Raw genomic sequence first — 19,862 nt, 5'->3', positions numbered from 1 at the left:
CACCCCAGACGGTGAGCTATTCTGGCAATCTAGCAAATTTGTTTACCAGTTAACAAAACTGAGGAATCGTGAACGAACCAACACTCCGCTCCCGTACGTGCAACCTTTGGGCCGAAAACAATCCTGACCTCGACACGTCGCCAATGGAAGTTGTCGCGCAACTCAAGCGGATCACGGCGCTTCTCGAACTCGCCGTCGAACCGGTGTACCGATCCGCGGACCTCACCGTTTCGGAAGTCGAACTGCTTGTGCCACTTCGATACGCCGAGGAACCGGTCACCGCGATTCGTCTCGCCGAACGCCTCGGCATGTCTCGGGCCGGAGTCAGCAAGGCACTCGCACGATTGGAGAAGCGAGGCCTTGTCTCCCGCACGAGCAATCCCGAAGACAGGCGATCTGCACTGATCACGATGACGATCCAGGGAAACGCTGTCGTCGATGACGTCTTTCCTCGCGAACTCGCCGCTCACGGTGAATTATTCACCGAACTCGGACGGGACCGCGGAAAAATTCTCGCGGCACTCGAGCAGTTGGCGCTATCCATGGAAGGCGGGCTGGATCGAACGCAGGACAAGAAGTAGCCCGCGCTACTCCTGCTCTCCGGTCCGCCCGCCGTACGTCGCAATCTTGTACTCCGTCGCAGCCAAAGACAACGTGAGCTCCTTGATCTGCCGACGAACGGTGTCCCGGTGCTCGAGCAGCATGTCGAGCCTCTCCGGAACTGTCCCTTCACCGGCGTCGACCAGTTCGACGTAGTGCTGCAGGTCGCGAATCGCCATGCCTGAGATACGCATGCGGGTCAGAAACACCAGCCTGCGAATAGATTCCGGCCCGTACACACGATGTCCGCTCGAATCACGATCGACCGTGACCAGGCCGATCTTCTCGTAGTAGCGCAGGGTATGCGCCGAAACATCCAGAAGGTCTGACACTTCGGCGATCGACATCGGGTCCTGAACATCCCCTGTATCGACGAGTCGATGGATCACCTCGATCGACATAGGCCCGTCCACTTCCCCAAGTGCCTCGAGTGCCTTGCGCATCAAGTCTTCGGTAGCCATGACTCCCAGCCTAGAACGGGCGGACAGGTCCGGCAGCATCCGCGAAATCGGCGCTGCGAGCCAGATCAGCCCAGACGGATACCTCGGCGAGATTCTTCCGATACGACGCGGATATCCGCTCCACGGCTTCCTTTCCCAGCGGCAGACGCAGTGGCACATTCTCGCTGTGCACCAGCGAGGTGATGATCTCTGCTGCCTTCTCCGGATCACCCTCCTGAACACCGTCTGCCGCCGCCATGTCCCGCAGAACAGGATCGAGCAAATCACGATAGTCCGAGGATGATTCGGCGAAGCTCAGAACGCCAGGTGTGTTGAATGCTGTGCGGAATCGGCTGGGCTCGACGATCATGACCCGGATGCCGAACTGCCCGACCTCACCGGCAAGGGCCTCCGACCAGCCTTCAATCGCGAATTTGGACGCCGAATACGCCCCGACGCCGGGAAACGACATGCGGCCGCCTTGACTGCTCATCTGCACGATCGTCCCACTTCCCTGCGCTCGCATCGAAGGGAGGACGGCGCGCACCAACGCGGCGGGTCCGATCAGGTGCAGTTCCATGAGATCCCGCAAGGTCGAATCGTCCACCATCTCCGCCGCGCCGACCATCCCGCGACCGGCATTGTTGACCAGCACGTCGACACGACCGAAATGCTCGAGAGCGTGTTCGACGACGCTGGGTGCCGCCGCGGTGTCGCGGACGTCGAACGTCACCGCCGAGAACCGATCCGGATGCTCCGACGCGATATCTGCAACGGACTCGGGCCTACGAACTGCCGCGACTACCGCGTCCCCGGTTCGAAGTGCGGACACTGCAAGCTCGCGGCCGAAACCCTGAGAAACTCCAGTGATGATCCAGGTTTTTGTTGTCATGGTCGGCAACGCTAGGGGTTAGAGCGCGCTCCAACGCAAGCCTTTGGTTCTACAGCCGAGCTACACGCCGGCCCAAACCGGTCGCTCGCCGCGAAGGAAACCGTCGACACCGGCTTTGAAGTCGTCACTGCTGTAGATCATGCGCATCAGATCATCGTTGTCGGTGATCGATCGGGTCCTGATGCGGCGCAGGGATTCTCGAATCGTCCACACGGTCATCGGGGCAGCCGCAAGGAGTTCCCGCGATACCTGGGCAGTCAGGCTCGCGAACTCGGTCTCTGTTGCACAGTCGCTGAGGAAGCCGTTCCGCAGAGCCTCGTCGCTCGACATGACCCCCGCCCGAGCGACCAACGACATCAGACGCGAACTGCCGATCCTGTCCGCCAGCAACGCCACGGAATGGACCGACAACGAGTTTCCGAGCGTGCGCGCGATCGGAAGGCAGAAGCGGGACCCGTGCGTCGCGATCCGCACATCGCACGCTGCCGCTAACAACAGCCCGGCTCCCGCGCACACACCGTCGATGACCGCCAGCGTGGGAACCCGCACTTTCTCGAGTTCGGTCAGCACGCCGACGAACCGACTTTCGTAGTCGAGCCCGTCGTGAAAACTCGAGAAGGTCTGAAAATGGCCTATGTCGGAACCCGCCGAGAACGCCTCTCCCCCCGCCCCGCGGAGAGTGAGTAACCGGATCTCGCGGTCGGAGTCGGCGCTTCGGCAGGCTCCGGCAATGGCGTCGTACATCTGAGGAGTCAATGCGTTGTGTTTTTCCGGCCGGTTGAACACGACGTCAAGCGTGTCGCCATGACGAATGATCGAGATGTCTTCGTGCGTTTCAGTCATGACACTGACGCTATTACCGGCAAGGAACAAACGAAACACATTGCACTCGAGTATCTTTGCGAATATTCGGTGCGAAGTTGCAGATAGTGCGAACGGAGAAGCGTCGACGAGGCCAGGAGACGGTGATGCCAGAACCGAACCTCGCCGACGCAGCATTAGTGGGGTGTCATGCCACGATTGTTGAAAGCGTTATGCCACAACGGTCCGCTGCGGCACACCGGAGTACTGACTCAGCGGCCTGATCAGTGCATTCGACTGCCCCTGCTCGATGATGTGCGCCGTCCATCCGGTGATGCGGCTCATCACGAAGATCGGCGTGAACATCTCGACGTCGAAGCCCATAAGGAAATACGCAGGGCCCGTGGGGAAATCGAGATTCGGCTTGATTCCGGTGGCACTGACCATCGTCTTCTCGAGGATCTCGTACATCTGCACCCACTTCTCGCCGTCCGTCGCTGCCGCTACGTCGAGGAGCGCCTGCTTCATGGTCGGAACACGCGAATCACCGTTCTTGTAGACACGGTGCCCGAAGCCCATGACCTTCTCTTTGGCAGCCAATTTCTCCGACATCCAGGCTTCTGCGCGGTCGGGGTCGTCGATCTCGAGCATGTCGTGCATGACAGCTTCGTTTGCACCGCCGTGCAACGGGCCCTTGAGCGTGCCGATCGCAGCCGTCACTGCGCTGTAGATGTCCGAAAGTGTGGACGTCACAACACGAGCGGCAAACGTCGAGGCGTTGAAGGAGTGCTCCGCATACAGGATCAGCGAGACCTCGAAGGCCTTTACGATCGCCGGCTCCGGAACAGCACCGAAGCACATGTTCAAGAAGTTTTCGGCGAAACCCAGGTCCGACTGCGGCGCGATGGGATCCTGGCCGCGCCGGCGGCGGAAATCGGCTGCGACGATGGTCGGAAGCACAGCCGTCATCCGCAGTGCCTTGGCCAGATTGGCCTTCTCCGAGTTGTCGTCCTCCGCCGGATCCTCGGCGCCGAGGTAGCTGATCGCCGTACGGACCACATCCATGGGGTGGCAGTTGTCCGGCATCTTGGTCAGGAGCGAGAGCAGTGATCGATCGGCACGGCGAGCCGCACGCTCACGCAGACAGAGCAATTCGAGCTGCTCGGGTGTCGGCAGTTCGCCGTACCACAGCAGGTGCGCAACTTCTTCGAAGCTACAATTCGCGGCGAGGTCCTGCACTGCGTAACCGCGATACGTCAACGAATTCGTCTCGGGCACTACCTTGGAGATAGCCGTCGTGTCGACGACAACCCCGGCCAAGCCCTTGTAGATCGTCGGAATCTGTTCGGTCATATCCTACTCCCCTCCACGCTGAAATTGAAAATGCCACTGTCGAATTCGTTGTAACGCTCGTACTCGAGAATCTCGTACAACCTGCTGCGCTGCTGCATCTCGCCGAGCAGTCCTTCTTGCGTGCCCTCCGCAAAAATCTCGCGCAGACCCTTTTCGATAGCGAACATCGCCAGACGAAGGGTGGTCACGGGGTAGATGACGGCGTTGAAACCGATCTCTTCCAATGTCTTCGCCGAAATGAGGTTCGACTTTCCGAACTCGGTCATGTTGGCGAGCAACGGAGTGTCGACTGCTGCGCGGAACTTCTCGAAGTCGGCCTCGGTGGCAAGAGCCTCTGTGAAGATCAAATCAGCGCCGGCATCCGCGTAGGCCTTTGCTCGCTCGATCGCTGCGTCGATACCGTCGATTCCGGCAGCATCGGTGCGCGCGCAGATGACGAAGTTCGGGTCACGACGTGCCGAGACTGCAGCACGAACTCGGCGAACCATGTCTTGGGTAGGCACGATCGCTTTGCCGTCGAGGTGCCCACAGCGCTTGGGGTTGATCTGATCCTCCAGGTGCAGACCGGCTATACCGTCGTCCTCGAAGACCGTGACCGTGCGGGCAGCACTCATGGGTTCACCGAAACCGGTGTCGGCATCGATCAGCGTCGGGAGGTCGGTGACCCGCGCGATCTGCTTGCTGTGGGCGGCGACCTCGGTCAACGTGGTCAGCCCGATGTCGGGAAGCGCCAATCCGGCGGAATACGCACCACCCGAAACGTAGACACCTTCGAACCCGATTTCCTGAATGAGCTTGGCTGTCAACGGATTGATCGCACCGGGGAGTCGTTGAATCTTTCCGGACGTCAGCCCGGCCCGGAAGGCAATCCGCTTGTCGGCTGCAGACGTCGATGCGGCAATGAGGCCCGTCATCAGAAGAGTCCCTTGGCGACCTTGGGGGCCCGAGCGAGAACGTCTTCGGAAACGGTGAAGGTCAGCTGATCGAGTTCGCCTGCCTTCAATTCGGCGGTGCGCTGTGCCGCGTCGAGGAAGCGGTCCTGTTCGCTCGGCTCGATGACGCCCTCGGCGAGGGTGCGGAACTTCGCGACGTACTGATCGCGAGCGAACGGACGTGCGCCGAGCGGGTGCGCATCAGCCACCGCAAGCTCGTCGACGATGACCTCGCCGCTCTTCAAGGTGATCTCGGCGCGAGCACCGAAAGCCTTCTCGTCCGGATCCGTCGAGTGGTAACGGCGTGTCCATTCGGGATCTTCGCGCGTGGAGATCTTGTTCCACAGCTCGATCGTGTCGGGGCGCTGTGCACGCTCTGGCGCGTAGGAATGCTCGTGGTGCCACGTACCGTCCTGCAGCGCAACGGCAAAGATGTACATCACCGAGTGGTCGAGAGTTTCACGCGATGCGGTGGGGTCGAACTTCTGCGGATCGCCGGAACCGGTGCCGATGACGACGTGGGTGTGGTGACTGGTATGCAAGACGATCGAGGCGATCTGGTCGAGATCACCGACGCGAGAACGCATCCGGCGAGCGAGGTCGATCGGTGCCTGGCTCTGGTACTCCGCGGAGTGTTCCTTGGTGTACGAGTCGAGGATGGCGCGCTTCGCCTCACCAGAACCCGGAAGCGGAACGTGGTACTCCTTGTCCGGGCCACCGAGCAGCCAGGCGATCACGCCGTCTTCGCCTTCCCAGATCGGTGACGGCGCACCTTCACCGCGCATCGCACGGTCGACTGCCTCGACGGCAACCTTGCCGGCCAGCGCCGGCGCGTAGGCCTTCCAGCTGGAGATCTCGCCCTTGCGGGACTGCCGTGTAGCCGTCGTGAGGTGCAGCGCCTGACCGATTGCCTGGTAGACCGTCTCGGTGCCCAGGCCGAGCAAGGTTCCGATACCTGCCGCGGCCGAAGGGCCGAGGTGTGCGACGTGATCGATCTTGTGCTCGTGCAGGCAGATAGCCCGAACCAGGTCGATCTGGATCTCGTAGCCAGTCGCCAGACCACGAATCAGGTCTTTGCCGTCACGCCCGGCGTGCTGAGCGACGGCAAGGATCGGCGGGATGTTGTCACCGGGGTGCGAGTACTCGGCGGCCAGGAACGTGTCGTGGAAATCGAGTTCACGAACCGCTACGCCGTTTGCCCATGCGGCCCATTCAGGCGAGAAGGTACCCGAGATACCGAACACGGTGGAACCGGGTGTGTACGGATGAGACTGCGCCTGTGCACGCGCATTCACTACGGGGCGGCGCACCAGGGAAGCTGCGGCAACTGCCGCGTTGTCGATGATCCGGTTGACGATCATGTCGGACGTGGCGTCGGTGACCTCGACGGAATCCGTCGCAACTTCCGCGATCTTCCACGCGAGGTGGTCTTCCTTGGGGAACTCTTCGGCAGAGCGGTGGGTGCGTACGAGATGCGTCTTCATCGATCCTCTTCTCACGTGCTTCGGTATCTATTTGCACGCTACGCAGCTCATTCACCTCGGGATAGGCCCTCGCAATTGCCTATTTATGCAATAACGATCCTGCAATGTTGCGAATGTTGCGAATGGCTCCTCGGTAGGGTGAACGCGATCGGCACCGAGGAGATTCGATGAAGAAGATGTACGCGGGAGCGCGGCTGCGACGACTGCGGGAAGAACGAAACCTGTCACAGTCCGCACTGGCGAAGGCACTCGAACTCTCCCCCAGCTATGTCAATCAACTCGAGAACGATCAACGACCGCTGACGGTCCCCGTCCTTCTCAAGCTCAACGCCGAGTTCGATCTCGACGTGCAATTCTTCGCCTCCGATTCCGACGCACGCCTCGTTGCTGACGTTCATCACGCCTTGGCCGAAACCTCGGAATCCGGGGACGTATCGCTGGCAGAGGTAGACGAATTGGTGGCCCGAATGCCCGCGGTCGGACGCACCCTCGTGATGTTGCACCGTCGTTTGCACGCCGCAACAGAGCAGTTGGACCAGTTCTCGACGCAACTGTCCGGCGAGGCCGCATCTGATGTGTCGCTCGTACCCATGCCCTACGAGGAAGTTCGGGACTTCTTCTACGACCGAAAGAATCACATCGCCGTTCTGGACGACGCTGCCGAGCAGATGTTCGTGGATAACGGATTGTCCGTGGGCGCAGTGGATTTGCAACTGGCACGACTACTTCGCGATCAGCACGGCGTCACCGTGACGATCCGGACCGACGAACCAGACAAGCTCGGCCCCAAGCGTTTCTACGATCCGGACAAGTCGGTACTCACCCTCGCTCGTCGTCTGTCGGCAGGGCAACGCGCGTTCCAGATCGCGATGCAGTTGGCCTTCTTCACCCAAGCCGACGTGATCGATTCTCTTGTCGCCGACGATGAATCATTGAGTGCCGAATCCGCAGCTCTCGCCCGCATCGGACTCGCGCATTACTTCGCCGGCGCGCTACTACTGCCGTACACCCAATTCCTGGAATCCGCTGAGGCCTTGCGATACGACATCGATCTGCTGAGCCTCAAGTTCGAGGTCGGCTTCGAGACCGTCTGCCACCGGTTGTCCACACTCCAACGGCACGGCCAGCGCGGCATTCCCTTCTTCTTCGTCAGAACCGATCGCGCCGGAAACATCTCGAAGAGACAGTCCGCTACCGCTTTTCACTTCTCCAGAGTCGGCGGCAGTTGCCCGCTGTGGGTCATCCACGAGGCGTTCGCGAGCCCAGGGCGCATCCTCACCCAGGTCGCGAAGATGCCCGACGGCCGGACATACCTCTGGGTGGCGCGCACTACCCACAGCGGCGGGCTCGGGTACCTCGCCCCCGAGCGGAACTTCGCCGTCGGACTCGGTTGCGACATCGGCTACGCGGATCGCATGGTCTACTCCCACGGAATCCAGACGGACGACCCCGCGACCATCGTGCCGATCGGCGCGGGATGCAAAGTCTGTGACAGACCAGCGTGCTCTCAACGCGCCTTCCCCCAACTCGGCCGATCGATCTCCGTCAGTCAGAACAGCAGCAGCCATCTGCCGTATCCGCAACAGTAGGGCGCAAACAATAGGGCGCACCGACTCCACCTGCGCTTCCCCGGAGCTACGGCGCCTTTCTGCTTCGATGGATGTCATGCAACCCGATACCGTGACCCCTCGTCGACTGGTTCTTCGCCGCCTTTCGGCCGTGGTTGGTGTGGCCGGAATCGTGACGGGTTTGGTTGCCTTGATCGCAACTCAGCTGGACGTCGATCACAACATCGTGATCGTTCTGGCGTCAGTGGCACCCTTGTTGATGATTGCTCCGCTGATCGGTGCCGTCGTCTCGGGTATCGGGCGTCAGTGGATCGTATGTGCCGCGTCCCTTGTCGTCCTTGCACTGTTCGGATGGTCTGTGAGCCCGCTGTACATCGGCGGAACTGGGGAGTCGACGTCTGCGAACGGTCCATCGATTCGGTTGATGCAGGCCAACTTGATGGTCGGTGCAGCGGATCCGGAGTCGCTTGTGGCGATGGTCCGCGAACGCAACGTCGACGTGGTGACGGTCCAGGAGTTGACGTACCAGGAAGTCGAGGCGCTCGAAGCCGCCGGGCTTGAAGAGGTTCTGAGCCACCAGTTCCTGATCCCCTACGCCGACGGCGGTGGCGGGGCCGGAATCTACAGTCGCTTTCCTCTCTCCAATCCACGTAGCCTCGACGGGTTCTCACCCGAAACGCTGTCCGCAGAGCTGAATGTCGGCTTGGCGCAGCCAGCCACATTGTTCGCCGTGCATCCGGCACCGGCATACATCTCGCCGGCTTCGGTGTGGGCGGCCGAGCAGCAGAAGCTTGGGTCTTACATGGACGAAGCCGCCGGGATGGACAATGTGATAGTCAGCGGCGATTTCAATGCGTCGTACTCGAACAAACAGTTCCGGAATCTCCTCAGCAACGGATACACCAGCGCCGCCGATCAATTGGGTTCCGGCCTGATCCCGACGTACCCGACCGACAAGTGGTATCCGGCGGTGGTCGGTATCGACCACATAATCACCAAAGGCGCCGTGGCGACATCCTTGGAACGGATCGAGATCAAGGGATCCGATCACCACGGCCTGATTGCCGACATCACGTTGTCTTGACTAAATCCTGGATTGAGCGAGCACCGGGGCATGGTTGTGCCCCGGTGTATCAGTTTTCGGTTGTCGCGGTCACGCCGCTGTCGGTGGGCTGTTCCCGCCGATCGGCTGCTGATACGGATCAACCGACATCGGTGGATAGAACACCGACTTCCGATCCGGACCGATCTCCACCCGCCACTCCGTGTGGTGCATCGTCCGATGATGATGACCGCACAACAAGATCAGATTGTCGAGATCTGTTGGGCCACCATCATTCCAGTGAACAATATGATGGGCATCGCACCACCCCGACGGAGTCCCACACCCCGGAAACGCACACCCACCATCCCGGACCGCAAGAGCCCGCCGCTGCGGCACCGTCGCCGTTCTCGCTTCCTTACCGCAGTCGAGCGGAACACCATTCTCATCCAGGAGGATCCGGGTGACTGTGCAGTCGCAGGCGAGCATCCGGGCGGTGTCGATACTGATGGGGCCTACCCAATCGGTCCACGCAAATCCCAGCTCCTCGGTGGACGGCAAGAGGTCTTTCAGAACTTTAAGGTCCGTCATGTCTTTCGCGGACGCGGTCACCGTGATGTGTGGTTTCACGCCGCCCTCGATCGGACCCAACCCCGCCCGCTCATACCGGCGCAACAATTCACAAAACCCGTCCGCACGCCGTAATGCCGGAGTACGCGTGTCCTTGACACCGTCCTTCTCCGGCGTCGGCGCCGACAAACTCGACAACAACGTGATCAGACGGGCCCCGTTCACAGCATCCAAGTCGCCCTTCACCGTCACTCTGCCGTACAGGCCTTTAGAGGCGTAGAACTCGTTACGTTCGGAATCCTCGCCGACCGGGACGCCATCCTCGCGTTTTCCGTACTGCTTCTCGATCCTCCGGATCGCTGCCCGCACCGCATCACAATCCGCAATGTTCTTCGATGCCAGATCAAGCAGAATCCCGCGGGCCTTGTCCACATCCGCCAGGGTCATGTTCTTCGGTGGATGCTGACAAAACGACGCCACCTGACGGGCTTTCAACGCATCAACGTCACCCCGGTGAAACGCATCGCCGACCACAGGTTCGCGCATCAACAACCGCGCCAACCCGACCAGCAGACTGCACTCACCGATCTCCAGATTCGTCGAACCATGCAACCACTGCGCGATCGCCCGAAAACCCTTCCCGCCGAGAACGTCACGGGAAAACATCTCCACGATCAGCAACACCAACCGCGACTGCAACTCGTGCCGGGCACGCACCAGATCCAGAACCTCACTCTTGAGGTCCTCGCCATCCAGTTGCCACGCATCCCGACTGTCCATGCCGAAAGTTTAATCGAACATACTTTCGATAGCCAGAGACAAAACGGACAACTTCAGAAGCGCCCAGAAGTCGAGACTCGTTGAAATAGAGCCTCATTCGACTGCCACACGCTGCTACGTCGGCGTGACTATCGCAAAGTTCGGGTCAGGCTCGTCAAGGTGCCCCGCAAGTTCTGCGAGTTTCGCCGGGTCGCCGGCCACCGTGATACTGCCATTCGCAATCTCGGCGCCCAGGTCCGCACCACCGAGCAGCACACCGAGTAAGCCGAGACGACTCAAACTGAACGTCGCATCCACAGACCCGGCATCTGCAGACCCACCTTCCACGTCGAAGTGGATCAGCACTCCGTTGCTCAGTTCCGTTCGGTGCACGATGTTTTCGTCGGTGATGTTCCAATCGATGACGATGTGGGAATTCGCTGCACTCACTCCGTCGACACGGAGCGACACGGCGTCGAACACCTGCTTCACCGACAACGCTGCGGTGATATCAGGAGCTGCAGCAACTGTGGGCGTACCCACCGAACCGTTGCGCAGTTCGTATGCACCGGTGAGGTAGAAGTTTCGCCAGGTGCCGTTCTCTGCGCCGTACCCGAGTTGCTCGAAGGTATCGGCCTGCAGGGTCTTGGCCTCGGCGTTGTCCGGTTCAGCAAAGATGACGTAGTTCACCACCTGCGCGACCCACCGAAAGTCTCCGCCCTCGTACGATTCCCGAGCTTTTCGGAGCACCTCTGCCGATCCGCCCATGAACTCCACGTGACGCTTGGCCGATTCGACGGGTGGATGCTCCCACAGGTGCGCTGGGTTGCCGTCGAACCATCCCATGTAGCGCTGGTAGATGGCTTTGACGTTGTGACTGACGGAACCGTAGTACCCGTGTGTGTGCCACGCCTGCGCCAAGGCGGTTGGCAGTTCGATGGATTCGGCGATCTCGAGACCGGTCCACCCCTGATTGATTCGACGAAGTGTCTGATCGTGAAGGTACCCGTAGAGATCGCGCTGCAATGCCATGAACTCGGTGAGCCGTTCGGTCCCCCACGTCGGCCAATGGTGGGATGCAAACACGACGTCGGATCGTGAGGCGTAGCGATTGATCGATTCGGTCAGGTACGCCGACCACACATGCGGATCTCGCACCAACGCTCCACGAAGTGTGAGCAGATTGTGCAGATTATGAGTTGCGTTCTCCGCCATGCACAGTGCGCGAAAGTCCGGGAAGTAGAAGTTCATCTCGGACGGCGCCTCGGTGCCTGGGGTCATCTGGAACTCGATCCGAACGCCGTCGATCGTCTCCGTATGACCGGTCTTCGAGATCGACACCGTCGGTGAAATGAGCGTCGGTGTACCGGTGGAGGTGGTCTGGCCCAATCCTGCACCGACGCCACCTCGAGGACCTCGAGGCAATGCCGCCCCGTACATGTATGCCGCGCGTCGAGCCATTGCCGTTCCCGCATAGACGTTTTCCTCGACGGCATGCTCCACGAACCCCGTTGGCGCAAAGATCACGCATCGCCCGGCAGCGACGTCGTCGTCGGTGGTCACCCCTTTGACCCCACCGAAATGGTCGATATGCGAATGCGTGTAGATCACCGCGACAACCGGTCGATCACCACGATGCTCCCGATACAACGCGAGACCAGCGGCCGCGGTTTCCCGAGAAATCAGTGGATCGATGACGATGATCCCGCTCTCCCCCTCGATCAGGGTCATATTCGACAGATCGAGTCCGCGTATCTGATAGATCGAATCCGTCACCGCAAATAGTCCTTGCTTGGCCACCAACCTCGATTGACGCCACAAGCTCGGATTGACGGTCGGCGGGCACTCTTCATCCAGGAATGAGTACGAGTCGTTGTCCCACAGCACTTTTCCGTCGGGTCCGGTTACCACGCCGGGATCGAGCGCGCCGATGAACCCGCGCTCGGCATCGGTGAAATCGGTCTTGTCGGAGAACGGCAGGGTCTCGGTGACTCGGGAGTTCGCCGCTTCGATTGCGGCCGATGCTGCGCGTGGGTCGATCATAGATCAGCCTTTCATGCTCAATTGTCCAGTGTGGTAAACCCGTTCAAGGCTTCAAGAACCAGCAGGCACTAGCTCAGCAACTGCGACTTTGCCGCGGCGAACTCCGCGTCGGTCAACACGCCGGACTGATGAAGCTGACCCAGCTCCTGCAGCTTGGAGACCAGATCGTCCGCGCCAGAAGGGGGAACGGACTGCACGGGTGCGACCTGCGGCGGCGGCTGTTGCTGCTGGTACTCCTGCTGGTATTCCTGCTGCTGCTCGCTGGCCTTCCGTTGACTCCGTCGATCCATGGCGTTGGACGTCGCTTTTGCGGTTCCAGCCACTACCGCAGTGCGCGCCACCGTGCCGAGCAACCCCGGCCGCCCTCTGCGTCCACCTCGAAAAACCATGCCGAACTCCTTGGGTAATTGTCGCTACTGAAATGCTGCTTCGACCGCTGCGACGACTACCTCGCGCGGTATCTGAACGTGAAGGACTACATCGCCGCCGCCACCGCGAACCGTCGACGCGAGCTCACGCGCCCACGTCTGCTCGTAGACGATGACTGCGGCGGACGTTCCTGGTTCGAGTGACTCACGGACCACGTCCAGATCCTCGTCACTGATCAATGCCTTGGCTTCGATGGACAGAATCGCCAGTCCGATCTCTGTGAGATCTTCGTCGACGTCGATCTGTGACACCTGTCCGTCGGCGTCCTTGGCGATGTACACGAGGTCGAGCAGGGTGACAAAACCTCGTTCCACCACGTTTTGCAGCGCGGCGACGGCTTCAGGATCCACAGTGGAACCTGGGAATGCCAGCACCACGAGCTCGACCGGTCCGATGTTCATTGCGTCGTTCATCCATCAAGCCTGGTGGCTCGGACGCTTGGGAACCTCACCCGCAGGGGATGAATTACCCGATGCGATCGAGTTATTTGTTGCGACGAATGACTTCGCGAATCGGCCGTACGTGTACGCCTTCTGCCGCGAGGGCTCGCCGGGCTTTGCCTCGAGTGACGAGCACACCGACGATGCCGAGAATCCAGACCGGATATTGCACCATCCAGGCGACGCGGAATCCGTCGAACGTGTACCCGCCCATGTGTCCGAGGATTACGCCCATCACTTGAATCACGATGAGGGAAGCGAGGAATCCACCGATGTTGACCATGCCTTGCGCGGTGCCCATCGCCGAACTCGGGTTGGACGTACGCGCGTAGTCGAAGCCGATCACCGAACCCGGCCCACCCACCGAGATGACGACCACCAGGATCGTCAACAACCAGAGCGGAGACGGTTCGCTTCGTGAAAGCACGATCGTCCACATGAGCGCGCTGGCCACCATGATGGTGAGAACCAACCACGATCGACGCATGGGATAGCGACCGGTGAGAATGCCGAGGATCGGGCCGGCCACGATTGCCGAGATGACCGACAGCGTCAGCAGCGAGCCGACCGTCGTGGAGTCGAGGCCTTGAGCCGATTTCAGGTACGGCACACCCCACAGCAGCGCGAACGTCGTAATCGAGAACTGAGTCCCCATGTGACTGAAGAACCCGAGACGGGTGCCGGGCCGCATCCACACCGTCTTGATCTGTCGCCCGATCTCCTTGGCGCCGGCCGGCACGGCGACCACGTCGGCACCGGGCGGCACGTCGCGGATGACACTCAACGCCAGTGCAAACGCCAACAGTCCGACAGCGGCAGCGCTGCCGTAGGCAAAAGTCCAGCCCGGCCCGGACAACAGCAACATGAACGGGAGCGCAGACATCACCTGGCCCAGCTGACCGAGGATGCCCGTGAACTGCGAGACCAACGGCACCTGCCGGGGCGGGAACCACTGCGGTACCAACCGCAACACCGAGATGAAGGTGAGTGCATCCCCGGCACCGACGGCAATACGTGCACCGATCGCGACGGGCAGCGATTCGGTGAAGGCGAGAGCCAACTGCGCGGACATCATGATGAACGCACCGACTGCGATCATGATCCGCGAACCGTAGCGGTCAAGGAGAACTCCCGCCGGAATCTGCATACCGGCGTACACGACGATCTGCAGCACGACGAAGCTCGACAGAACGCTGGGCGAGATCGAGAACCGATCAGCAGCAGACAGACCCGAGACACCGAACGAAGTGCGGTGAAGCACGGCGATCACGTAGGCAAAAACACCGACACCCCAGACCAACCACACTTTTTTCATCGGGTCTGTATGTTACTCCTGTCTTTCGCAAGGCTCAGGACATGATTATTCGCGGCCCTGAGAGACCCAATTCAAATCAGCCGAACGGAAGCCTTCGGTGATCGCGGCGAGGGAGTCGAGGCGAGCGATCTGGTCTTCGCTCAGAACGATGTCCAACGCTCCGGCGTTTTCCGTGACTCGTGCAGCGAACCGCGTGCCGGGAATCGAAACGGAAGGCAACCCGTACTGACGGCCCTTGGCATCGAGCCATGCCAGGGAAACCTGTGCAGGCGTCGCGCCGAGCTCCTCACCGACGGCGCGGACCACGTCGAGAACCTTCTGATTAGCAGGGAGCGCGGAGTCCGAGAAGCGTGGGAAGCGTCGGCGTAGGTCGTTGTCACCGAGCGTCTCCGCATCGAACGATCCCGCCAGGAAGCCTCGGCCCACAGGTGAGAAGGGCACGAATCCGACTCCGAGTTCCGCGGCGGTGGGTACTACCTTGTTCTCGACGTCCCGACTCCAGATGCTCCATTCGGACTGGATCGCCGCGATCGGATGCACCCCGTACGCACGACGCAGTTCATCGCCGGTCGCCTCGGACAGGCCGATGTTGCGGACCTTGCCCGCCTTCACCTGCTCTGCGATCGCGCCGACGGTGTCTTCGATCGGAACGTTCGGGTCGACCCGGTGCAAGTAGTAGAGGTCGACATGATCGACGCCGAGTCGTCCCAGAGACTCGTCGAGTGCCTGCGGTACGTAGGCCGGGTCTCCGTTGATCCCGCGCTGACCGTTGGCGATGTTGCCGACCAGACCGAACTTCGTCGCCAACTGCACTTCGTCCCGGCGGTCTTTGAGAAGCTCTCCCACCGCACGCTCGCTCGAGCCCTCGCCGTACACGTTGGCGGTGTCGATGAACGTGATCCCGATGTCCACCGCATGGTGCAATGTGGCAAGCGCCTCGGCCGGATCCACCGGGCCGTAGACAGGGGCGACGGACATCGCGCCGTATCCCTGGGCGCTGACAGTGAGACCTTCGGCCAGAGTGACGGTGGGGACGGTCATGAAAACTCCTCGATTCGACTAAGCGACAACCTCGACAGTCTTCACCGAATCGAAGCCTCACGCACCGATTAACCTCACGCTGATCGGGTTACCCTCGAGTGATGGCATTCGATTGGCTCGAACTCGTGCTCACCGCCCACCGCGAATTCGGTTCACGACTCGCCGCAGTCGAGGACTGGAACGCACCCACGCCCGACTCCGACTGGTACGTCGAACACCTCGTCCGCCACGTCATCGAGGAGCAGCAGTGGGTACCGCCGCTCCTGGCCGGACTGACGGTCGGCGAGGCGACACCGGACATCGTTCCCGTCGGGGACGACCTGTGGACCGAATGGCAGAAGTACTCCGATGCCGCCATCAAAGCGTGGAAATCGACGGACCTCAGTGCCCACGTTCACCTCTCGTACGGCACGGTGAAGGTGGAACCCTATCTGCGCCAGCAGACCTCGGACGTCACCATCCACACCTGGGATCTCGCGCGAGCGGTCGGAGCAGACGAGCGACTCGATCCAGACCTCGTCGAGGCCGTCTGGTCCGACCTCGACGGGCAGCGCGACATGCTCGCCGAGAGCGGCCTGTTCTCCGCTCCCGTCGATCTTCCTGACGATGCGTCGTTGCAGGACAAGCTGATTGCCCTGACCGGCCGCGATCCTCGTTAGACGTTCAGCGTCACGCCCGTCGTGCGGGCGACGCCGTCCCAGCCGCCGGCAGGTGCACCGAGGCCGAGCAGAGCCGCAACCGTCGGCGCGACGTCGATCGTGCGAGCCTGCGTGTCGATCTTCCGTCCACCGTCGAGAGCGGGATGCCCGCCGCTGAGGAAGAACGGGATGGGCAGTGTCACGAAATGGCCGTGGTTGCCGGGAATCGGGTTGGACAGTGGAGTCGGATCACTGAACCGCCAGCCCTGAGCGCAAAACGCAACGACGTCACCGGCATTGGTGCCGAGATCGAATTCGGCGGGGAGGTGGCTGGATTCGACGCCGTCCACACCATCCACGATCTGCTGAATCCGGCTGACGGCTTCCGCCCGTTCGCCATCGGGTCCGACGAAGTAGATCAGGTCTGCGCCACCGTTCTGGGCGATTCGAATCTTGCCTGCCAGCAACGGGTCCGCGTTCAGCGGTCGATCGAGTCCGATGAGCCGCGCGGGCTCCGACCAGTCCATGGAGTGGTCGGCCAACACGATCAGAATGCTCCGATTCCAGCGACCCGTGTCATGAAGGAAGTCGACGAAGCGGCGAACCTGGTTGTCGGTGTTCTGAAGTGCGGCCGTGCGAGCGATCCGGATGGACGGACCGGACAGATCCAGGTGCCCAACCCGATCGACGTCACCGAGGTTGGTGAACGAGAGCCGCGGCGAGTTCCCGCCGACGATACGGATCAAGGCGTCGATCGTGAAGTTGTCCGGCGCGTGCTCCGTGCCGGGAACGAGCGGCTGGGGATCCCACACCAGTGAGGCGCGGTCACCGAACAGCCCGTGGAGGTAGTGCTTCGACAGCACACTCGCAGTGGTCAATCCGAGTTCGGTGCGCACCCGATCAAGAACCGTCGATGCCTGCAGGTCGGAAGGCCGATCGAGGTCACGCTTCTTGTCGATGGACGGATCGTAGACGGAGTTTGCAGGCACTCCCGAACGCGCCGGCAGCACTCCCGTCATCATCGCCGTGTGATTCGGCAGCGTCTCCGCGATCGTGATGGCGCTGGCGTCCGGGTAGTGAATACCGCCGGCCGCAAGCCCGGTCAGCGTCGGGGTGAGCTCCGATCGCAGCTCGTCCGGACGCATGCCGTCGACGACGATGACATGCACGTCCAGGTCTGGGATGCCTGCGCTGGTGGGAACGCTCGCGCGAGCGGGCGTTCCGAGCAATGCCGTTCCGGCGACAACACTTCCACCGATCAGAACGCTACGACGCGAAACTTCGATACTCACTGGTCGACTCCTGGTCGGTACGAGGCCTGATCGAGGGCGGCCGAAGTGGGCGAGACTCTACTGCCCGCGCCTGCCGGTAGACGGTAGCTCACGGCGTAGTGCGCATTGCTCTGTGGATTGGTGAGATCGTCGACGTAGTACCAATCCATCTGAGTACCTTCGCGGGCGATTTCGAATACGCCGAAGCCGTGCGAATCCAGTTCGACGTACCGCACATGTCGGTTCACTGCCTTGAATGCTTCTTCTGCCGCAACGGTTACCGTTCGCGGCGGCACTTTCAGCATGTCGTCGATGTTGGGCGACGTCACCGACGGGACGACGAACTCAGCGCCGACAGTCGGCCCGCCTGGGTAATTCGCGGCATTGGTCGGTAGGTCGCAAGCCCACGACGTGTGGATGTCACCGGTGATGAAGACGGTGTTGTCCACACCGTTCGAGGTGATCGCATCGAAAAGCCTGGTGCGGTCGGCGGTGTACCCGTCCCACTGATCCGTGTTGTACGGGACACCGGCCTGCGGCACTCCCACCAGTTCGGTCAACGCCGCGGTGGTCGCCGGTTCCAGCGGCGGGAACACGCAGGGCGTGATCATGACCGGATTGCCGACGATCTTCCACTGCGTCGGGGAGGTGACGATTCCGCTGGTCAACCAATCCATCTGTGCGCGTCCGGTAATGGTGCGTGACGGATCGTCGACCTGCTTCATCGTCGGCTGCTCGTCGCGGTAGGTACGCAGGTCGAGCATCGAGATCTCGGCCAGATTCCCGAAGCGGAACCGTCGATACAGCTGAACGCTCGAACCACTACCCGACGGGCGGACAGGCATCCACTCGAAATATGCCTTGGCCGAGTTCGCCTTTCGATCTGCCCAATCGCCTTCGATACCGGGAGTGTGATTTTCGGCGCCGTCCCGGTACGCGTTGTCGGCCGATTCGTGATCGTCCCACGTAGTGATGAACGGGAGTTTCAGGTGAAGAGCAGCCAGATCCGGGTCGGTCTTGTACTGCGCGTGCCGAATTCGGTAGTCGGCCAGCGAAATGATCTCGTGGGCCGGCTCGTGAAGGCGAACGGATCCGTTCCGCGCGCCGTACTCCCCCTGCCCGTACTCGTAGATGTAGTCACCGAGATGAATGATCGCGTCGAGGTCTTCGCGGAATGCTAGGTGGCGATAAGCACCGAAATATCCTGCTTCCCAGTTGGAGCAGGACACGACGCCGAAGCGGAGACGATCGAGATCTGCCGAGTTCGACGGAGCCGTGCGGGTGCGTCCCACCGGAGAAACAGCCGAACCCGCAGTGAATCGGTACCAGTACGTCGTCGACGAATCGAGTCCGGTGACGTCGACCTTCGCGGTGTGATCGGATTCTGCCGAAGCAGCAACACTTCCCGACGCCACAACGCTCGCGAACCCCTCATCGGTCGCGACCTGCCAGTTGAGCGTCACCGCCGCCCCGACGCCCGAACCTGGCGTTGCGTCCGCCGTTGGGGTGATGCGGGTCCAGATGATCACGGCATCCGGCAACGGGTCACCGGATGCCACGCCGTGCGCGAATCCCGGGCTGCCACCCGGAACCTCGGCACCGGCGTGGCTCGCCGAAGCGACACCGAGACCTACTGCGCCGGCGAGAGCCGCCGATCCCTGCAGTAGGCCACGTCTGGATATTCGATCGAAGGCATTCGTGTGCACGCTAGGAGTGAACCCGCACCTGAACGGCCGTTCAAGAGAGCTTCGGGATGTTCACCCAGGCTTCGCCTGCGATTCTCTGAAAGTTTGACCGAGTCGATCCCGATCACAACCGGTAGTCGAGGGCCGAGCCTCGAACAACACCGACCTTGACTCCGATGTAACCGCCGAGTGCACCCCCGGCCGCGATCAGGATCCAGAACGCCGGCGGAATCAGAGCCTCGGACCCGTCGATCTCGGAGAACGCGGAATAGCCGGCGATCAACGCACCGAACAGCACGGGCAGTATCAGCAGTGCGGCAAAGAAAGTCACCCACACCGATACGAAGCGGCCCTTCCACCGGGCAATCTCGTGCAGAACCGTCAGAACAACCAGGAAGACACCACTACCGGTCAAGACGGCCGCCAGAACTGCAAACCCGAAAGCTGAAATCAGTTCCGACTCCACCTGAATCCCCCTGTACGTCAATCACCTGCACACTCAGCCCCGACTGCGATGCGACGAGTCTATTCACGACGGACGACGTCTGTTGGCAACTCG

Annotated in this window: 19 protein-coding genes; 4 read left to right on the top strand and 15 right to left on the bottom strand. The window is 61.3% G+C overall.

Features of this window, described 5'->3' with window-relative positions:
* The first annotated feature begins 68 nt into the window (after window positions 1-68).
* The gene (locus H351_RS08055) at window positions 69-581 is read left to right on the top strand and encodes a MarR family winged helix-turn-helix transcriptional regulator (protein WP_029256229.1); all 513 of its coding nucleotides are present in this window, start codon (window positions 69-71) and stop codon (window positions 579-581) included.
* Between the two features lie 6 nt (window positions 582-587).
* Here H351_RS08055 and H351_RS08050 read toward each other — a convergent pair whose 3' ends face one another.
* The 6 genes from H351_RS08050 to prpD all read right to left on the bottom strand — a co-directional run bounded on the left by H351_RS08050 (window position 588) and on the right by prpD (window position 6,502).
* Entirely contained in the window at window positions 588-1,061 is a 474-nt protein-coding gene (locus H351_RS08050) for a MerR family transcriptional regulator (protein ID WP_029256230.1), read from the bottom strand.
* A 10-nt stretch (window positions 1,062-1,071) separates the two neighbouring features.
* Window positions 1,072-1,932 (bottom strand): SDR family NAD(P)-dependent oxidoreductase, encoded by an 861-nt coding sequence (locus H351_RS08045; RefSeq protein WP_029256231.1) that lies wholly within the window; start codon window positions 1,930-1,932, stop codon window positions 1,072-1,074.
* A gap of 60 nt (window positions 1,933-1,992) precedes the next feature.
* Window positions 1,993-2,775 carry an enoyl-CoA hydratase gene (locus tag H351_RS08040; protein WP_029256232.1) on the bottom strand — a complete coding sequence of 261 codons (783 nt, stop codon included), beginning with the start codon at window positions 2,773-2,775 and terminating at the stop codon, window positions 1,993-1,995.
* Window positions 2,776-2,964: 189 nt separating this feature from the next.
* Entirely contained in the window at window positions 2,965-4,086 is a 1,122-nt protein-coding gene (locus H351_RS08035; protein WP_020909098.1) for a bifunctional 2-methylcitrate synthase/citrate synthase, read from the bottom strand.
* A complete protein-coding gene (gene prpB / locus H351_RS08030; RefSeq protein WP_029256233.1) occupies window positions 4,083-5,000 on the bottom strand; it encodes a methylisocitrate lyase in 918 nt (305 codons plus the stop codon). The genes H351_RS08035 and prpB overlap by 4 nt, the downstream gene beginning before the upstream one ends.
* A complete protein-coding gene (gene prpD, locus H351_RS08025) occupies window positions 5,000-6,502 on the bottom strand; it encodes a 2-methylcitrate dehydratase PrpD (protein WP_029256234.1) in 1,503 nt (500 codons plus the stop codon). Before prpD ends, prpB begins: the two co-directional genes overlap by 1 nt.
* Before the next feature lie 167 nt (window positions 6,503-6,669).
* Between prpD and H351_RS08020 the strand changes: the two genes are divergently transcribed.
* Complete coding sequence (locus H351_RS08020) at window positions 6,670-8,091, top strand: short-chain fatty acyl-CoA regulator family protein (protein WP_029256235.1); 1,422 nt, start codon at window positions 6,670-6,672, stop codon at window positions 8,089-8,091.
* Between the two features lie 67 nt (window positions 8,092-8,158).
* A complete protein-coding gene (locus H351_RS08015) occupies window positions 8,159-9,154 on the top strand; it encodes an endonuclease/exonuclease/phosphatase family protein (RefSeq protein ID WP_051636504.1) in 996 nt (331 codons plus the stop codon).
* Window positions 9,155-9,223: 69 nt separating this feature from the next.
* Here H351_RS08015 and H351_RS08010 read toward each other — a convergent pair whose 3' ends face one another.
* From H351_RS08010 to H351_RS07985, 6 genes are all read right to left on the bottom strand, one after another.
* Window positions 9,224-10,462, bottom strand: a complete 1,239-nt coding sequence (locus H351_RS08010) for an HNH endonuclease signature motif containing protein (RefSeq protein WP_029256237.1) — start codon at window positions 10,460-10,462, stop codon at window positions 9,224-9,226.
* 114 nt (window positions 10,463-10,576) lie between these two features.
* Window positions 10,577-12,484, bottom strand: coding sequence for an alkyl/aryl-sulfatase (locus H351_RS08005; protein WP_029256238.1), 1,908 nt, complete (start codon window positions 12,482-12,484; stop codon window positions 10,577-10,579).
* 68 nt (window positions 12,485-12,552) lie between these two features.
* A complete protein-coding gene (locus H351_RS08000) occupies window positions 12,553-12,873 on the bottom strand; it encodes an SHOCT domain-containing protein (RefSeq protein ID WP_019745273.1) in 321 nt (106 codons plus the stop codon).
* Window positions 12,874-12,897: 24 nt separating this feature from the next.
* Entirely contained in the window at window positions 12,898-13,326 is a 429-nt protein-coding gene (locus tag H351_RS07995) for a DUF6325 family protein (RefSeq protein WP_020909115.1), read from the bottom strand.
* A gap of 70 nt (window positions 13,327-13,396) precedes the next feature.
* Window positions 13,397-14,668, bottom strand: coding sequence for an MFS transporter (locus H351_RS07990; protein WP_029256239.1), 1,272 nt, complete (start codon window positions 14,666-14,668; stop codon window positions 13,397-13,399).
* 45 nt (window positions 14,669-14,713) lie between these two features.
* Entirely contained in the window at window positions 14,714-15,709 is a 996-nt protein-coding gene (locus H351_RS07985) for an aldo/keto reductase (RefSeq protein WP_019745276.1), read from the bottom strand.
* A gap of 101 nt (window positions 15,710-15,810) precedes the next feature.
* Here H351_RS07985 and H351_RS07980 point away from each other — a divergent pair, with 101 nt between their 5' ends.
* The gene (locus tag H351_RS07980; protein ID WP_029256240.1) at window positions 15,811-16,368 is read left to right on the top strand and encodes a TIGR03086 family metal-binding protein; all 558 of its coding nucleotides are present in this window, start codon (window positions 15,811-15,813) and stop codon (window positions 16,366-16,368) included.
* On the opposite strand, the gene H351_RS07975 is transcribed toward H351_RS07980, so the two are convergent.
* From H351_RS07975 to H351_RS07965, 3 genes are all read right to left on the bottom strand, one after another.
* Entirely contained in the window at window positions 16,365-17,639 is a 1,275-nt protein-coding gene (locus H351_RS07975) for an alkaline phosphatase family protein (protein WP_029256241.1), read from the bottom strand. The genes H351_RS07980 and H351_RS07975 overlap by 4 nt on opposite strands.
* On the bottom strand, window positions 17,636-19,324 hold the full coding sequence (locus tag H351_RS07970; protein WP_020970775.1) for an alkaline phosphatase D family protein: 1,689 nt from the start codon (window positions 19,322-19,324) through the stop codon (window positions 17,636-17,638). Before H351_RS07970 ends, H351_RS07975 begins: the two co-directional genes overlap by 4 nt.
* Window positions 19,325-19,427: 103 nt before the next feature.
* Window positions 19,428-19,769, bottom strand: a complete 342-nt coding sequence (locus tag H351_RS07965) for a hypothetical protein (RefSeq protein ID WP_019745280.1) — start codon at window positions 19,767-19,769, stop codon at window positions 19,428-19,430.
* Between the last annotated feature and the right edge of the window lie 93 nt (window positions 19,770-19,862).

Source organism: Rhodococcus erythropolis R138, assembly GCF_000696675.2.
Taxonomy (GTDB): Bacteria; Actinomycetota; Actinomycetes; order Mycobacteriales; family Mycobacteriaceae; genus Rhodococcus_F; species Rhodococcus_F erythropolis.
The sequence above is the reverse complement of the archived record's forward strand: the minus strand, read 5'-3'. Positions and strand labels throughout refer to the sequence as shown.

Excerpts from the sequence above, each read along its gene's own strand:
- H351_RS08050 (WP_029256230.1), bottom strand. The coding sequence starts at position 1,061 with ATGGCTACCGAAGACTTGATGCGCAAGGCACTCGAGGCACTTGGGGAA.
- H351_RS08045 (WP_029256231.1), bottom strand. The coding sequence starts at position 1,932 with ATGACAACAAAAACCTGGATCATCACTGGAGTTTCTCAGGGTTTCGGC.
- H351_RS08040 (WP_029256232.1), bottom strand. The coding sequence starts at position 2,775 with ATGACTGAAACGCACGAAGACATCTCGATCATTCGTCATGGCGACACG.
- H351_RS08035 (WP_020909098.1), bottom strand. The coding sequence starts at position 4,086 with ATGACCGAACAGATTCCGACGATCTACAAGGGCTTGGCCGGGGTTGTC.
- prpB (WP_029256233.1), bottom strand. The coding sequence starts at position 5,000 with ATGACGGGCCTCATTGCCGCATCGACGTCTGCAGCCGACAAGCGGATT.
- prpD (WP_029256234.1), bottom strand. The coding sequence starts at position 6,502 with ATGAAGACGCATCTCGTACGCACCCACCGCTCTGCCGAAGAGTTCCCC.
- H351_RS08020 (WP_029256235.1), top strand. The coding sequence starts at position 6,670 with ATGAAGAAGATGTACGCGGGAGCGCGGCTGCGACGACTGCGGGAAGAA.
- H351_RS08015 (WP_051636504.1), top strand. The coding sequence starts at position 8,159 with ATGGATGTCATGCAACCCGATACCGTGACCCCTCGTCGACTGGTTCTT.
- H351_RS08010 (WP_029256237.1), bottom strand. The coding sequence starts at position 10,462 with ATGGACAGTCGGGATGCGTGGCAACTGGATGGCGAGGACCTCAAGAGT.
- H351_RS08005 (WP_029256238.1), bottom strand. The coding sequence starts at position 12,484 with ATGATCGACCCACGCGCAGCATCGGCCGCAATCGAAGCGGCGAACTCC.
- H351_RS08000 (WP_019745273.1), bottom strand. The coding sequence starts at position 12,873 with ATGGTTTTTCGAGGTGGACGCAGAGGGCGGCCGGGGTTGCTCGGCACG.
- H351_RS07995 (WP_020909115.1), bottom strand. The coding sequence starts at position 13,326 with ATGAACGACGCAATGAACATCGGACCGGTCGAGCTCGTGGTGCTGGCA.
- H351_RS07990 (WP_029256239.1), bottom strand. The coding sequence starts at position 14,668 with ATGAAAAAAGTGTGGTTGGTCTGGGGTGTCGGTGTTTTTGCCTACGTG.
- H351_RS07985 (WP_019745276.1), bottom strand. The coding sequence starts at position 15,709 with ATGACCGTCCCCACCGTCACTCTGGCCGAAGGTCTCACTGTCAGCGCC.
- H351_RS07980 (WP_029256240.1), top strand. The coding sequence starts at position 15,811 with ATGGCATTCGATTGGCTCGAACTCGTGCTCACCGCCCACCGCGAATTC.